This window comes from Campylobacter corcagiensis, assembly GCF_013201645.1.
In the GTDB taxonomy this organism is placed as follows: domain Bacteria; phylum Campylobacterota; class Campylobacteria; order Campylobacterales; family Campylobacteraceae; genus Campylobacter_B; species Campylobacter_B corcagiensis.
Map to the genome: position 1 here is coordinate 811,832 of NZ_CP053842.1, position 14,566 is coordinate 826,397.

At 31.5% G+C, this 14,566-nt stretch carries 10 protein-coding genes and 1 tRNA gene; 5 read left to right on the top strand and 6 right to left on the bottom strand.

What is annotated here, in order from left to right:
- The first annotated feature begins 16 nt into the window (after nucleotides 1-16).
- The 3 genes from CCORG_RS04305 to CCORG_RS04315 are packed head-to-tail and all read left to right on the top strand — an operon-like array spanning nucleotide 17 to nucleotide 6,300.
- Nucleotides 17-2,104, top strand: coding sequence for a type I restriction-modification system subunit M (locus CCORG_RS04305; RefSeq protein ID WP_025803482.1), 2,088 nt, complete (start codon nucleotides 17-19; stop codon nucleotides 2,102-2,104).
- Nucleotides 2,105-3,388, top strand: a complete 1,284-nt coding sequence (locus CCORG_RS04310) for a restriction endonuclease subunit S (RefSeq protein WP_025803481.1) — start codon at nucleotides 2,105-2,107, stop codon at nucleotides 3,386-3,388. It begins immediately after the preceding gene.
- Nucleotides 3,385-6,300 carry a type I restriction endonuclease subunit R gene (locus CCORG_RS04315; RefSeq protein WP_034971550.1) on the top strand — a complete coding sequence of 972 codons (2,916 nt, stop codon included), beginning with the start codon at nucleotides 3,385-3,387 and terminating at the stop codon, nucleotides 6,298-6,300. The genes CCORG_RS04310 and CCORG_RS04315 overlap by 4 nt, the downstream gene beginning before the upstream one ends.
- A gap of 65 nt (nucleotides 6,301-6,365) precedes the next feature.
- Here CCORG_RS04315 and CCORG_RS04320 read toward each other — a convergent pair whose 3' ends face one another.
- From CCORG_RS04320 to murA, 4 genes are all read right to left on the bottom strand, one after another.
- Complete coding sequence (locus tag CCORG_RS04320; RefSeq protein WP_025803479.1) at nucleotides 6,366-6,914, bottom strand: UbiX family flavin prenyltransferase; 549 nt, start codon at nucleotides 6,912-6,914, stop codon at nucleotides 6,366-6,368.
- Nucleotides 6,915-6,951: 37 nt separating this feature from the next.
- Nucleotides 6,952-7,026: transfer RNA gene (locus CCORG_RS04325), tRNA-Gly, on the bottom strand.
- 32 nt (nucleotides 7,027-7,058) lie between these two features.
- Nucleotides 7,059-8,240 carry a molybdopterin molybdotransferase MoeA gene (locus CCORG_RS04330; RefSeq protein WP_025803478.1) on the bottom strand — a complete coding sequence of 394 codons (1,182 nt, stop codon included), beginning with the start codon at nucleotides 8,238-8,240 and terminating at the stop codon, nucleotides 7,059-7,061.
- A gap of 5 nt (nucleotides 8,241-8,245) precedes the next feature.
- Complete coding sequence (gene murA / locus CCORG_RS04335; RefSeq protein WP_025803477.1) at nucleotides 8,246-9,511, bottom strand: UDP-N-acetylglucosamine 1-carboxyvinyltransferase; 1,266 nt, start codon at nucleotides 9,509-9,511, stop codon at nucleotides 8,246-8,248.
- A 120-nt stretch (nucleotides 9,512-9,631) separates the two neighbouring features.
- Between murA and CCORG_RS04340 the strand changes: the two genes are divergently transcribed.
- Together CCORG_RS04340 and CCORG_RS04345 are read left to right on the top strand one after the other, a co-directional pair.
- Nucleotides 9,632-10,279: an NlpC/P60 family protein gene (locus CCORG_RS04340; protein ID WP_034971548.1), complete on the top strand. Its 648-nt coding sequence runs from the start codon at nucleotides 9,632-9,634 to the stop codon at nucleotides 10,277-10,279.
- Between the two features lie 5 nt (nucleotides 10,280-10,284).
- On the top strand, nucleotides 10,285-10,836 hold the full coding sequence (locus tag CCORG_RS04345; RefSeq protein WP_025803475.1) for a rhomboid family intramembrane serine protease: 552 nt from the start codon (nucleotides 10,285-10,287) through the stop codon (nucleotides 10,834-10,836).
- Nucleotides 10,837-10,933: 97 nt separating this feature from the next.
- Here CCORG_RS04345 and CCORG_RS04350 read toward each other — a convergent pair whose 3' ends face one another.
- Together CCORG_RS04350 and CCORG_RS04355 are read right to left on the bottom strand one after the other, a co-directional pair.
- Nucleotides 10,934-11,773 carry an SEL1-like repeat protein gene (locus CCORG_RS04350; protein ID WP_025803474.1) on the bottom strand — a complete coding sequence of 280 codons (840 nt, stop codon included), beginning with the start codon at nucleotides 11,771-11,773 and terminating at the stop codon, nucleotides 10,934-10,936.
- Between the two features lie 113 nt (nucleotides 11,774-11,886).
- Nucleotides 11,887-14,505: a valine--tRNA ligase gene (locus tag CCORG_RS04355; RefSeq protein WP_025803473.1), complete on the bottom strand. Its 2,619-nt coding sequence runs from the start codon at nucleotides 14,503-14,505 to the stop codon at nucleotides 11,887-11,889.
- Nucleotides 14,506-14,566: the final 61 nt, after the last annotated feature.

Below are 14,566 nucleotides of genomic sequence, written 5' to 3' on the forward strand. Positions count from 1 at the left end.
CAAAAAAAGGTTATGTATGGATAGTTTAAAAAATATAAATCTCACCTACGAAGAAACACCTATAAATGTCACTTCAACAGTAAATTTCATCTGGTCTATTGCAAATAAACTTCGCGGTATTTATCAAAGCGATAAATATAAAGAAGTTATCATTCCTATGACGATTATTAGGCGTTTTGAGTGTGCTTTATCCATAACAAAAGATGAAGTTATAAAAGCTTACGATAAAAACAACTCACTTCCAGCTGCTATGCTTTGTAAGTTTTCTAAATTTGACTTTTATAATACAAGTAAATTTAACCTTGAAAATTTACTAAATGACCCAGACCAAATAGCACAAAATTTTAAAAGCTATATAAAGTCATTTTCGCCAAATGTAAAAGATATCATTAAAAATCTTGAGTTTGAAAAACAAATCGATAAAATGGCTAATCACGATATACTTTATCCAATTATCCAAGCTTTTAGCGAACTTGATTTAGACCCAAAAACAATTGATAATATGACTATGGGCTATATCTTTGAAGAGTTAATTAGAAAATTTTCAGAAAACGCTGAAGCAGGAGATCACTACACAGGTAGAGATATCATAAAGCTAATGGTTAGTGTGCTTTTATCTGAAAATTGTGAAGATGTTTTTGAGGAAAATAAAATCATAACTATACTAGACCAAGCAGCTGGAACGGGCGGTATGCTTAGTGTTGCGGCTGATTTTATCAAGCATCATAATCCATCGGCTTATATAAAGCTTTTCTCTCAAGAAAAAAACCCTGAGTCATACGCGATGTGTTTAGCTGAGATGTTAATAAGAGGGCAAGATGCTGATAATATAATGCTTGTTGATACTATGAAAAAAGACTGCTTTGAAGATCAAAAAATGAGATTTGTCATAGAAAATCCTCCATTTGGAACTCCGTGGGGCGGAAAAGATGCATCAGTAGGAAGCGAAGAAGCAGTTAGAAAAGAAGCTAATAAACCAAACTCACGCTTTTTCGCAGGACTTCCAGCAACTAGTGATTCTCAGCTTTTATTTATCCAATCAGCCATTCATAAACTAGATGATAACTTAGGTAGAGCTGCTATCATACAAAATGGCTCATCGCTTTTTAGCGGTGGAACTAGCTCAGGCGAGTCGCAAATTCGTAGGTATCTTTTAGAAAATGATCTTATCGAAGCAATTATTGCTTTAAATACAGATATGTTTTATAACACCGGAATTTCAACCTTTATCTGGATACTATCTAAAAATAAAAGAAAAATCAGAAAAGGTAAAATCCAACTCATCAACGCCGCTCATCTATCTCACAAACTAAGAAAAAGCCTAGGAAACAAAAAAAACGAAATCACAAAAGACGATAGAGAAGCTATAACCAAGCTTTATAAAGATTTTAAAGAAAATAAGCATTGTAAAATTTATGATAATACAGACTTTATCTATAAAGAGTATGCTATCTATCAGCCACTTCAAAGAAGTTATGCTATAAATGATGAAAGAGTAGAAAATTTACTACAAACAAATGCTTTATCAACTATCTTTGATAAGGCTAAATTTGATGAGTTAAACTCGCTTGAAAAGTTAAGTTCAAATGATAAAAAAACACTTACAAAATTTCAAAAAAATGAAAATTTATATAATGAAATTTTAAATACTCTAAACTCAAATAAAAGCGATAAAATTTATCTGCATATTGATGAGTTTAAGCCTGTTATAGAAAGCTTTTTGCCAGATGTTGATAAAAAGCTTATTGATAAAATTTGCGAGGGTTTATCTAAAATGGATAAAAACGCTAAAATTCAAAAAGATAAAAAAGGAAATATCATCTACGATAAATCCACCAAAGACACTGAAATCATACCTTTTAAGGCTAAAATAAATGAGTATATGAAAAACGAAGTTTTACCGCATATTCCTGATGCGAAGGCGTTTTTTGAAGAGAATTTAAACGCTAAAAAGCAAGTTTTAAAAACAGGCGCGGAGATACCTTTTACAAAGTGTTTTTATGAGTATGAAAAGCCTAAAAGCTCACAAATTTTAAAAGATGAGTTTATAAACCTTGAAAAATCTATAAATTCAGTCGTGGCTGAACTATTTGGAGAGTTTTAAATGAGGGATTTAAAAGATAGCGGTATCGAGTGGATCGGCGAAATTCCTAAGGAGTGGGAAATTTCAAAGATAAAATATGTAGGCGAATTTCGTAACGGCTTAACATACTCGCCAAATGATGTTACAGATAAAGAAAATGGAATTTTAGTTTTACGCTCATCAAATATACAAAATGGAAAAATTGATTTAAATGACAATGTTTATGTTTCAACTAAAATTAACTCAAATTTAATTGTAAAAAAAGGTGATATTTTAATTTGCTCTTGTAATGGTAGTAAGCAGTTGGTAGGAAAAAATGCAATAATAAATACTGACAAAATTGTAACTTTTGGTTCTTTCATGATGATATTTAGGACAAAAAATCCTAAATTTATGTACTATGTTTTAAATTCAGGGATTTTTACATATTATTTAGAAACTTTTTCAACTACAACAATAAACCAACTAACGAGTAAAAATTTTGGAAATATGAATTTTCCATTTCCGCCTTTGGAAAGTCAGATTAAAATCACTAATTTTTTAGATAAAAAGTGTAAGAAAATAGATCTTATAAAAGATAAAATTTTAACTCAAATATCAAATTTAAAAGAGTTTAAAAAATCTATCATAACAAAAGCTGTAACAAAAGGGCTTGATAAAAACGCTAAATTTAAAGATAGCGGTATCGAGTGGATCGGCGAAATTCCTAGCCATTGGAAAATTTCAAAAGTTAAATATACTGGCGAATATCGTAATGGTTTAACTTACTCACCAAATGATATGACAGATGAGAATAATGGAATTTTAGTTTTACGCTCATCAAATATACAAAATGGAAAAATTGATTTAAAAGATAATGTTTATGTTTCAACACAAATCAAATCAAATTTAATGATAAAAAAAGGCGATATTTTGATTTGTTCCAGAAATGGAAGTAAAAATTTAATAGGAAAAAATACAATAATAAATAGTAATATAACAGCTACTTTTGGTGCTTTTATGATGATATATAGAACAAAAAATAGTAAATTTATGTATTATGTTTTAAATTCAGATATTTTTTCATACTATTTAGAAACCTTTTTAACTTCAACAATAAATCAATTAACAACTACAAATTTTGGAAATATTAAATTTCCATTTCCACCCCTTAACGAACAGCAAGAAATCGCAAATTATTTAGATAAAAAGTGTGAGAAAATTGATGAGATTATAGAGTTAAAAAACAAAGAGTTAGAAATTTTAGATGAGTATAAAAAATCCTTAATTTATGAGTATGTCACAGGCAAAAAGGAAGTAAAATGATAAAAACTAGGATAGATGAAAGATATGAGTTTCAAAGTGAAATTTTAGACTATTTAAAAAAGCATAATGGATATTTTATAAGAAAAAATAAAAACTATGATAAAAACTTCGCTATGGATTTTAAAGTGCTTTTTAAATTTTTAGAAATTACTCAAAAAGATGAGTTAATAAAACTTAAAAAAATTCATGAAAAAGATCTTGCAAAAACTATAATCAAAAGCATAAATAAAAGCATATCTTCATCAAATTTACTTAGGACTTTAAAAAATGGAGTTGAAATTTCAGGTATAAAGCTAAATTTACTCTATACAAAACCAGCTTCAAATTTAAACTCCGATTTAGTTGAAAAATACGATCAAAATATCTTTTCTGTGATAGAAGAGGTTAAAATTTCAGATAAAGAAAGAGTTGATTTAGTTTTGTTTTTAAACGGTTTTGCGATCATGTGTATAGAGCTTAAAACTCTACCTAATACCTACGAAGATGCTATAAATCAGTATAAAACTCAAAGAGATATAAATAATAGAATTTTTGCTAATAAAACTGGCGTTTTGGTGGCTTTTGCTATGGATAGAAATGAGTGCTATATGACTACAAAGCTAGATAAAGAAAAGACCATTTTTTTGCCTTTTAATATGGGCAAAGGAAAGGGCATAGATCAGGGTGGCGGAAATCCTATCTTTAAAGATAGAGCAAGTGTGTCATATATGTGGGAAGATGTCTTTAAAAAAGAGTCTGTGATAGAGTTGATTAGTAAATTTATAATGGATGATAAAAATTTAGTATTTCCTAGGTTTCATCAAAGAGATGTTATTAAAAAAATCATAGCTGATGTGCTTAAAAATAAAACTTCTAAAAACTATCTTATACAACATAGTGCTGGAAGTGGAAAGACCAAAACCATAGCTTGGCTATCTCACAGACTTGCAACACTTCATAATGAAAATGATAAAGTGATATTTAATAAAGTCGTAGTTGTAACTGATAGAGTTGTAGTTGATAGACAACTTCAAAACGCCATAGAAGCCCTTGGTTTAAAAGCGGGTTTTGTAGAAACTATGGATGATAGTAAAAACTCAAGCGATTTAGCTGCGGCTTTAAACTCAAATACTAAAATAATAGTCACAACTATACAGAAATTTCCTTATATTTTAGATAGTATCAAAAAACTAAAAGATCAAAATTTCGCTGTTATTATAGATGAGGCACACTCATCAACAAGCGGTAAAAATATGAGTGCTTTAAATGTAGCTTTGGGTGGTGGCGACGCACAAGATCAACTAGAAAAAGAAATCTTATCATTTGGTAAGCAAGATAATGTTTCTATGTTTGCCTTTACAGCTACGCCAAAAAACTCAACGATAGAGCTTTTTGGTAATATAAATAAAAATGGTCAAAAAGAGGCTTTTCATCTATACTCTATGAAACAAGCCATAGAAGAGGGCTTTATACTTGATGTGCTTAGTAATTATATGACTTATAAGACATATTTTGATCTAGTTAAGACAGTAGCAAATGATCCAAAATGTAGTAAAACTAGTGTGAAAACTCTAGCAAAAAAACTTGTAGCACTTAATGAAAATAATATATCTGATAGAGTAGAGATAATAGTAGAGCATTTTAGGCAAAATGTTATGAGTGAATTAGGCGGTGATGCAAAAGCTATGATAATAACCTCATCAAGAGAAGCAGCTGTGAAATACTATAAAATTTTAAATGAGTATCTTACTAAAAATGGCTACTTTGATATGAAAACTTTGGTGGCTTTTTCAGGTAGTGTGATGGTTGATGGCACTGAATACAGCGAAACTATGCTTAACGCTATAAGTGAAAATTTACTAACAGCTAAGTTTGATGAAAAAGCATATAAATTCCTAGTAGTGGCAAATAAATACCAAACAGGATTTGACCAGCCAAAACTATGTGCTATGTATGTAGCAAAAAAGCTAGATGGGGTAAATGCAGTTCAAACTCTATCAAGGCTAAATAGAATTTATAAACCATATGATAAGAAAACTTTTGTGGTGGATTTTGAAAATAGTTATGACGATATAAAAGATGCTTTTTCTAGGTATTATACAACTACGATTTTATCAAGCTTTATTACAAAAAAAGCTATTTATGATCTTGAAGCTAGGATAGATGGATATTATATCTTTGATATGTTTGATATAGAAAAGTTAAATAATATAATTTATGATAAAACTCAATACAAAGAAGGAAATTTAAGCTTAAATGCTAAAAAAGCCATAGAAGCGATTTGCCAAAGAACAAAAAGGGCTTTTGATAGATTGGATATTGATGAAAAAAGGAATTTTGTAAAACTGCTAAGGGCTTTTGTTAAAATTTATGAATTTTTATCTTTAAATTTGCCTTTTGATGATGAAAAAATCCATAAAAAATATAAATTTATAACTACTATTTTGCCATATCTAATCACCAAAAAATCAAATAATAACTTTAAAATAGATGATAAGGTAAAAGCTATAAATTTTAGACAGGAAAAAACAGGCGAGTATAGTAGTAGGCTAAAATCAGATCCTTTAATAAGCCCAGTAAGTGTTACTACTTCTGGAAGTAGAGATGATAAAGAAGAAAGACTATCAGTTATAATAGATGAGATAAATATACTAAATGGTGGAAAATTAGATAAAGATTTAGCTATAAAATCAGTATATGGCGTAGTAAAAAGGGTTAAAAACTCACAAGAATTAAAAAATAGTGCTAATAATAACTCATTTGATGATTTTAAGCTTTTATATAGTAGTGTTATAGAAGAGGATTTAACAAATAATTATTATAAAAACGAAGAGTTTAATAGCGTGCTTTTAAATAATGAAGAGATGAAAAATAAAATTTTTAACATCTTTGCTAGTGATATCTATCAAGGTTTTAGAAATAGCGTGGTTTAAAATAGCTTTTATAAATAGCGTGGTTTTTAAATAGGTTTTAAAATATAGTAATTTAAACTAGTGATTTAACTCCACTTTTTATAAATTTCGTTTTTTATCTCAAGTAGGTCAAGCCACTTTCCAAGTATGAAATTTTCTATCTCATTAACACTTTTAAATCCTGCATAACTTCCTAAAATAGGCGGTGCGATAATAACTCCATAGCTTGATAACTCATGCATCTGTTTTAAAGAAATTGTTGATAATGGCATCTCTCTAACGCCTAAAATAAGCTTTTTTTGCTCTTTTAAAGAAACTGCTGCAGCTCTTGAGATTAAACTGTCACAAATGCCTGAGTGAATTTTAGCTAAGGTGTTGATACTACAAGGTGCGATAATTGTTTTATCTATGTCAAATGAGCCTGAGGCTGGACCTTCGTAGATATTTTCATCGTTAAAAAATATAGCGTTTGGATAGAGTTTTTCATCAAATTTCAGGCCATTTTCTTTTTCTAAAACAACTTTTGCATTTTTGCTTATTATTACAAAAAGTTCGTTTTCTTTAGCAATATGTGGAATTAGCTTTAAGCCTAAATTCACTAAACTAGCACCCGTTATGCAAAGTAAAATTCTCATTTTAAATTCTTTATAAGAGATAAATTTGGAGTTAAAGTGGAGCGGGAAACGAGATTCGAACTCGCGACCCCAACCTTGGCAAGGTTGTGCTCTACCCCTGAGCTATTCCCGCAACTAAAATAAAACTGTGATTTTATCATAAAGTTACACCTTTGTCAATAAAATTTCTAAAATTTGCTCGTTCTCAAGCTTGGTTTGGTTAAATTTTGATACAAGCATGGCGTTTGATTCTACTAATGGTCTTATCATTCCAGAGCCAAATTTAGTGTTTGTAGGTATAAATTCACCATTTTCATAAATTCCATAAACAATATTTGATCTATTTGGTTTTAACTGTAATGAACCTTTTAAATTTGCTCTTACTTTTTGATATAAAAAGTCCTTTTTTCCTAAAGCCCTAAATAGTACAGGTATGGTTATAAGATATGTCATTAAAAAAGCCGCCATTGGGTTTCCAGGTAGCACAAATGCAAGTTTTGAGCCTTTTTTATAGCACTTTGTTGGTCCACCGCCTGGGACGATTTTTATACCATTTAATGTCTGAGTAAAATCCAAACTACTAAGTGCTCTGTGCATAAAGTCTGCTTCGCCTTTGCTTGCACCGCCGCTTGTGATGATGACGTCAAAATTTTCGCTAGCATCTTTTAGTCTTTGTAAAGTTTGGTTGAAATCATCTTTTATAATGCCAATGTATTGGCTTTTGAAGCCAAATTTAGCTAAAACTGCTGAAATTCCAGTAGCGTTTGCGTTATAAATTTCACTCTCATCAGCTTCTTCCCATGGCTCTTTTATCTCATCGCCTGTTGAAAAAATCGCAATGCTAGGCTTTTTTGCTACTTCTATTTTCGTAATTCCTTGACTTGCTAGATACATGGCTAAAGCCGGTGTTAAAATTTCACCTTTTTTAAGTAAAATTTCACCTTTTTTTATCTCTTCTCCAGCATATCTTAGAGCGTTAAACTGCTTAGTATCGTTGTCAGGCACTAAAAATTCACCATCAAATTTAGCATCTTCTAGCCTTACAATAGTATCAGCGCCTTTTGGAAATATCGCTCCTGTCATTATTTTATAACACTGCCCACTTTTTATCTCATATACACTTTTATCTCCAGCTAAAATGGTGCCTAGTATTTTAAGTTTTTTACCTCTATCAGCGTAGTTATAAGCGTATCCATCAAGAGCTGTATTATCAAAACAAGGAAGACTTTTTTGAGCTATGATATCACTACTTAAAATTTCACCCAAACACTCATCTAAATTAACAGTAGTTGTTGTTAAAAAAGGCTCAAGCATATTAGAAATTTCATCCAATCCAACTTCATTCATATATCTCACTCATCACCCCTTAATATATCAGCACCAAGTGCCTTTAACTTTCCTTCTAAATTCTCATAACCTCTATCAAGATGATAAATTCTATGAACTTTTGTTGCGCCATTTGCCACTAAAGCAGCTAAAACCAGAGCCGAACTAGCCCTTAAATCAGTCGCCATAACATCAGCTCCATTTAAATTTTTTATGCCTTTTATGGTTGCGACATTTCCATTTAGCTTTATATCAGCACCCATTCTATTTAGCTCACTAGCGTGCATGAAGCGGTTTTCAAAAAGCCTTTCGTCTATCAAGCTTGTGCCATTTGCTACTGTGCAAATCGCCATAAATTGCGCTTGCATATCGGTTGGAAAACCAGGATATTCGCTTGTGATGATCTCTACTGGTTTTATTTTATCAGCTGGTAAAATCGTGATCTTATCACCTGAAATTTCAAACTCAAAGCCCATTTCTTGAAGTTTAGCAATAACTGCACCTAAGTGTTTTGGCTCGCAGTTTGTGATAGAAATTTTAGAATTTGTTATAGCTCCTGCGCATAGATAAGTACCTGCTTCTATTCTATCGGGGATAACTTTGATGCTATTTATGTCTAAAAGCTTGCCATTTGTTCCATGTATTACAAGCTCATCAGTACCAATACCATCTATTTTTACTCCATTACTATCTAAAATTTTACACAAAGCAACCACTTCTGGCTCTTTTGCAGCGTTTATTATGGTTGTTTTGCCATGAGCTAAAGATGCAGCCATGACTATATTTTCAGTTCCAGTAACTGTGATTTTATCAAAGCTTATCATAGCTCCTTTTAGTCCGTCTTTGGCATTAGCTATAACATAACCATCTTTTATTTCTATAGTTGCACCCATTTTTTCTAAAGCACTAAGATGTAAGTCAATTGGTCTAGCACCTATTGCGCACCCTCCAGGAAGAGATACTTCACAATGCCCAAACCTAGCAAGAAGCGGACCTAAAACAAGTATAGAAGCTCTCATTTTTCTAACGATATCATATGTAGCTTTGGTAGAATTTATGCAAGATGCGTTTATTTTGGCACAATGATTATCTTTAAATTCACAAGTTGCCCCTAAATTTTCTAAAAGTTTTATTAATGTTTTTATATCAACGACATTTGGTAAATTTGAAATTTCAACGCTATTTTTGCTTAAAATTGTAGCGGCTATTAATGGTAGGGCTGCGTTTTTTGCCCCTGAAATTTCTACATTTCCACTTAGTTTTTTACCACCTTTTATCTCTAAATACTGCACTTTTTTATCCTTAAATTTGCATTTAAACAAGAATTATACTAAAAATTTACTTACAAAGGGGTAATAGCGTTTACTAAAATTTAGTAAAATCCTAGCTTAGTTTGAAATTTAGGAATTTAGATGATTTATAAGGTTTTTTTAAAATTTACTATTTTTGCTATCATTTTAACAGGGTGTTCAACAAAGCAAAGTAACACTCCAAAAGCACCTGATTTTATGTTGAGTGATAATTATTTTGGCGAAATAGTTGAGTTTGATTATAATGAGAGTATTGGCGATCTTTTAAATAGTGTTTATAAATACGAAGGAAGTGGGGCAGGTGGGGATTGCTCTGGTTTTATAACTTTGCTTAACTCTAAAAATGATGAGATATACTTTAACCCAAATGAACTTCACAAACATATGACAAGCTATAGAAAAAGTGAAGGGATTTATAACCTTTACGCGGCAAATAAAGGTATATTTTATAAAGATCCAAAACCTGGTGATTTGATATTTTTCTACAATACCACAAGCAACACAAAAAACTCTAAGAAAAAGCATATTACTCACATTGGTGTAATTAGAGATGTGTATAAGGATGGCAGGGTGAGTTTTGTGCATAATACTAGAGGTAAAAACAAAATTGATTTTATGAATTTAAACCGTAAAAATGTAAATAAAACTGGCTCGATAACCCAAAATAGCTATATCGTAAGATGTCAAAGAGGTGATTCAAGATGTTTAACATCAAATAAATTTGCAGGTTATGGAAGAGTGGCTAGGTAGGATTTATGGTTTTAAATAAGAATTTATTTGTAACAGCTACCTTGATAGCTCTTAATTTTGTGGTCTTTTTTTTATCAGAATTTGTAGTAAATAAAGATGTATTTTTTGCATACTTTGGGCTTAATTATTTTATATTTAATGGCTTTTATTGGCAGGTTTTTACTACGATGTTTTTGCATGCAAATTTCTTACATATCGCTATGAATATGGCGGTTTTGTATCAGTTTGGCTCTATTTTAGAAAGATATCTTGGAGGTGTGAGATTTGCTCTTGTTTACATTATAGGCGGAATTATAACATCAGCTTTTAGCGTAATATACACATATATAATGATAACATATAACTCAACAGTTATAAATTTAGTAGGGGCAAGTGGAGCTATATCGGTACTTTTAGGGCTACTTGCTTATCTTGATCCACATAGTAGAAAAGGGCTAATAGCTGCTATTTTGATAATGAGTTTTGTGCCGATGCTTGCAGGTATAAAAATAGGCTGGTATGCTCACTTGATAGGCTTTGGTGTTGGGTATCTGTATGGAAAAATTTTTAAAAGATAGATTTGATAGTTGAGTTTTTAAGAAAAATACAAAAGACAGATAAAACTCTATCTTTTGTTTAAAATATTTATTTAAAAATCATAGCTTAAGATTAAATTTAATACCCCTGTTTGTTTAATTTAGCGTAATAATCGCAACCAATCTGTAATCCCAGATCGCAAGCCTTTTTAAAATACTCTTTTGCTGCGCTATAGTTTTGCCTTACACCTTTGGCGTTGTAGTATAAAACTCCAAGGTTAAAGCAGCCTTGTGGAGTTTTATTATCACAAGCTAATTTATAATATTTTAATGCTTCATCATAATTTTGCTGTATGCCTTGAGTATTTTCATATAAACTACCAAGGTTAAAGCATGCTCCAAAGTGCCCATTATCACAAGATAGTTTGTAATATTTAGCCGCTTTTTCATAATCTTGCTCTACACCTTTACCCATATCGTATAAAACTCCAAGATTAAAGCAGCCCGTTGCATTTTTGCCGTCGCAAGATAGTTTATAATACTTAAATGCCTCTTTGAAATCTTGCTTTATACCTTTGGCATTATCGTATAAAACTCCAAGATTAAAGCAGCCTTCTATATGCCCACCATCGCAAGATATTTTATAATATTTCGCTGCTTTTTTGCGATCTTGCTCTATACCTTGACCTTTTGAATAAAAAACACCGACATTATAACAACCACTTGCATGTCCGCCATCGCAAGCTAATTTATAATGTTTAAATGCCTCTTTGAAATCTTGCTCTACGCCTTTACCTGTATCGTATAAAATGCCAAGATTGAAACAATAGCTTGCATTTCCATCATCGCAAGAAAGTTTAGAGTATTTAAACGCGTTTTCAAAGTCACCTTTTGCAAAAGCTTCATCGGCTTTGATAAAATTATCATTGCCAAAAAGAGCACAAGTTACAAAACATGCAAAAATAATAGCTTTTTTCATTTCTTATCCTTTTGAATAAATTTGCTATTTTTTAAATTTACTTACAACTCTCCATATTAAATGTTACTTTTAGCATCTTTTATACTTTTGTAAAATTATAGTTTGATAAGCTTTCATTTTTCTAAATTTTTTATCTCACTTTCAACCTTGCTAAGTTGAGTTTTGGCACTTTCTAACCCTTCACGGTTTGTTTGGACGACATTTTCTGGGGCATTTTTAATGAAATTTTCATTATTTAGCATCGCACTAAGCTTTAAAATTTCTTTTTCAAGCTTTGATTTTTGAGCGTTAAGTCTTTTTAAAATTTCGCTTAAATCAACCCCACTTAAAGGCACAAAAACGCTTAAATTTTCACTCACATCAGCAACTGAATCGGCCACTTTTTCACTTACAAATTTTACATCATCGCATTTTGCAAGAAGTTTTATAAATTTAAGCTCGTTTTCTAAATCCAAATTTTCATTAAGCTTTATATAAGCAAGTGGAATTTTTGAATTTCCTAGATCAATTGTTGCTTTTGCCCGTCTAATGGCGATTATGCTTTCTATTATTATGTTAAATTTGCTTTCTATATTTTCGTTTTGCTCTTTGGTTTTTGGATACTTTTTTATCATAATTGAAGCGTTATTTTCTAAATTTGTGCCATTTAACTCATGCCATAAATACTCACTTAAAAACGGCATAAACGGGCTAAGTAACTTCATCGCCTCTTTAAAAATCGCTCCAAGTTCGCTTATAGCTTCTTTTTCAGCCTTACTTAACTCAATTCCCCAGTCGCAAAACTCATCCCATAAAAATTTATAAATAGTATTTGCAGCGTCGTTAAATCTATACTCATCAAGATTTTTTCTAGTTTCTTTAACGCACGCTAAAAATCTACTTTTCATATAAATTCCAAGTTCTGTTTTTAACTCTATTTCGTCTAAATTTTTAAAATTTTTCTCGTTTAAAAGTAGGAATTTATGAGCGTTATAAAGCTTATTTGTAAAGTTTCTAACTTGCACCAGTTTTTCTTCGCTAAGCCTGATATCACGCCCTTGAATGCATAAAAGTGCCAAAGTAAAACGCAAAATATCAGCACTGTATTCTTCAATCTTTTCTAATGGATCAATAACATTTCCGCTACTTTTACTCATTTTTTCGCCAGTTGCAGTTTTTACAAGAGCGTGGAGATAAATATCTTTAAATGGTAGTTTTTTTAACGCATTTTCGCTTTGAAACATCATCCTTGCAACCCAGAAAAACAAAATATCAAAGCCAGTTATTAACATCGTATTTGGATAAAACTCATCTAAATCAGTGCAAAACCACTTTTCGTTTTTGTAAATTTCACCGTTTCCCCAGCCAAGGGTAGAAAACGGCCAAAGTCCGCTAGAAAACCAAGTATCAAGCACATCTGGATCAGCGTGAAATTTCGTGCTTTTACACTTTGGACATCGTGGCGGATTTTCATCTTCATCAGCCCACTCATGTCCGCACTCATCGCAGTAAAATACAGGAATTTGATGTCCCCACCAAAGCTGCCTTGAAATGCACCAGTCCTTTAAATCTCTCATCCAAGCATTAAAGCTATTTATCCAGTGCGCTGGAAAAAACTGTGCTTCGCCTGAATTTACCGCCTTTATCGTATCATTTGCGATCTCTTTTTTCACAAACCACTGCTTTGAGATATAAGGCTCAACGACATTTTTACAGCGGTAGCAATATCCAACTTGATTTGTGTAATCTTCTATTTTTTCAACATTTCCAAGGCTTTGTAGTTTTTCTATAATTTTTTCTCTTGCTTCAAGCCTTTCAAGTCCTGCAAACTCGCCACACTCTTCATTTAAAATGCCCTTTTCATCAAAAATAGTAATAAATTCTAAATCGTGACGAAGTCCAACTTCGTAGTCGTTTTGATCGTGCGCTGGAGTTACTTTTACCACACCTGTTCCAAAACTCATATCAACATGCTCATCAGCAATTATCTCAATCTCGCGGTTTATGATAGGTAAAATCACCTTTTTGCCAAGCAAACTTTGATATCTTTCATCGTTTGGATTTACCATTACAGCGGTATCGCCGAAGTATGTCTCAGGTCTGGTGGTGGCAATTGTTACAAATTCATCACTACCACTTAAAAAATATTTTAAATAATAAAGCTTTCCTTTGTGCTCTTTGTGTTCAACCTCTACATCGCTTAAAGCCCCATCGTGCGTGCACCAATTTACCATATAATTTCCACGCTCAATTAGTCCAGCATCATATAAACTCACAAACGCCTTTCTAACCGCACTTTTAAGCCCTTCATCCATGGTAAATCTAAGCCTACTCCAAGCAGGAGTTATGCCTAGTTTTCGCATCTGTTTTAGGATCGTGCCGCCACTTTCTTCTTTCCATTTCCAAACTTCATCTATAAATTTCTCTCTTCCTAAACTCTCTTTTGTGATGCCGCTTTTTAAAAGCTTTTTTTCTACCACATTTTGAGTGGCGATTCCTGCGTGATCCATGCCTGGTTGATAAAGCGTTTTATAGCCATCCATTCTTTTATATCTTGTCATTATATCTTGCAAGGTAAAAGTTAAAGAGTGCCCAATATGAAGCACTCCTGTAACATTTGGTGGTGGCATCATAATGCAAAATTTTTTATCATTTTCTAAAATATCTTTGTTGCCATCAACTTCAAAATATCCACGCTCTTCGCAAATTTTATAATATTTTTCTTCAATCTCTTTTGGGTCGTAAAAATCCACTTTAATTTTCCTTTAATAAAAATAGCTTGATTTTAGCTAAATTTGGCTTAAAATCGGTGTA

Excerpts from the sequence above, each read along its gene's own strand:
- CCORG_RS04305 (WP_025803482.1), top strand. The coding sequence starts at position 17 with ATGGATAGTTTAAAAAATATAAATCTCACCTACGAAGAAACACCTATA.
- CCORG_RS04310 (WP_025803481.1), top strand. The coding sequence starts at position 2,105 with ATGAGGGATTTAAAAGATAGCGGTATCGAGTGGATCGGCGAAATTCCT.
- CCORG_RS04315 (WP_034971550.1), top strand. The coding sequence starts at position 3,385 with ATGATAAAAACTAGGATAGATGAAAGATATGAGTTTCAAAGTGAAATT.
- CCORG_RS04320 (WP_025803479.1), bottom strand. The coding sequence starts at position 6,914 with ATGAGAATTTTACTTTGCATAACGGGTGCTAGTTTAGTGAATTTAGGC.
- CCORG_RS04330 (WP_025803478.1), bottom strand. The coding sequence starts at position 8,240 with ATGAATGAAGTTGGATTGGATGAAATTTCTAATATGCTTGAGCCTTTT.
- CCORG_RS04340 (WP_034971548.1), top strand. The coding sequence starts at position 9,632 with ATGATTTATAAGGTTTTTTTAAAATTTACTATTTTTGCTATCATTTTA.
- CCORG_RS04345 (WP_025803475.1), top strand. The coding sequence starts at position 10,285 with ATGGTTTTAAATAAGAATTTATTTGTAACAGCTACCTTGATAGCTCTT.
- CCORG_RS04350 (WP_025803474.1), bottom strand. The coding sequence starts at position 11,773 with ATGAAAAAAGCTATTATTTTTGCATGTTTTGTAACTTGTGCTCTTTTT.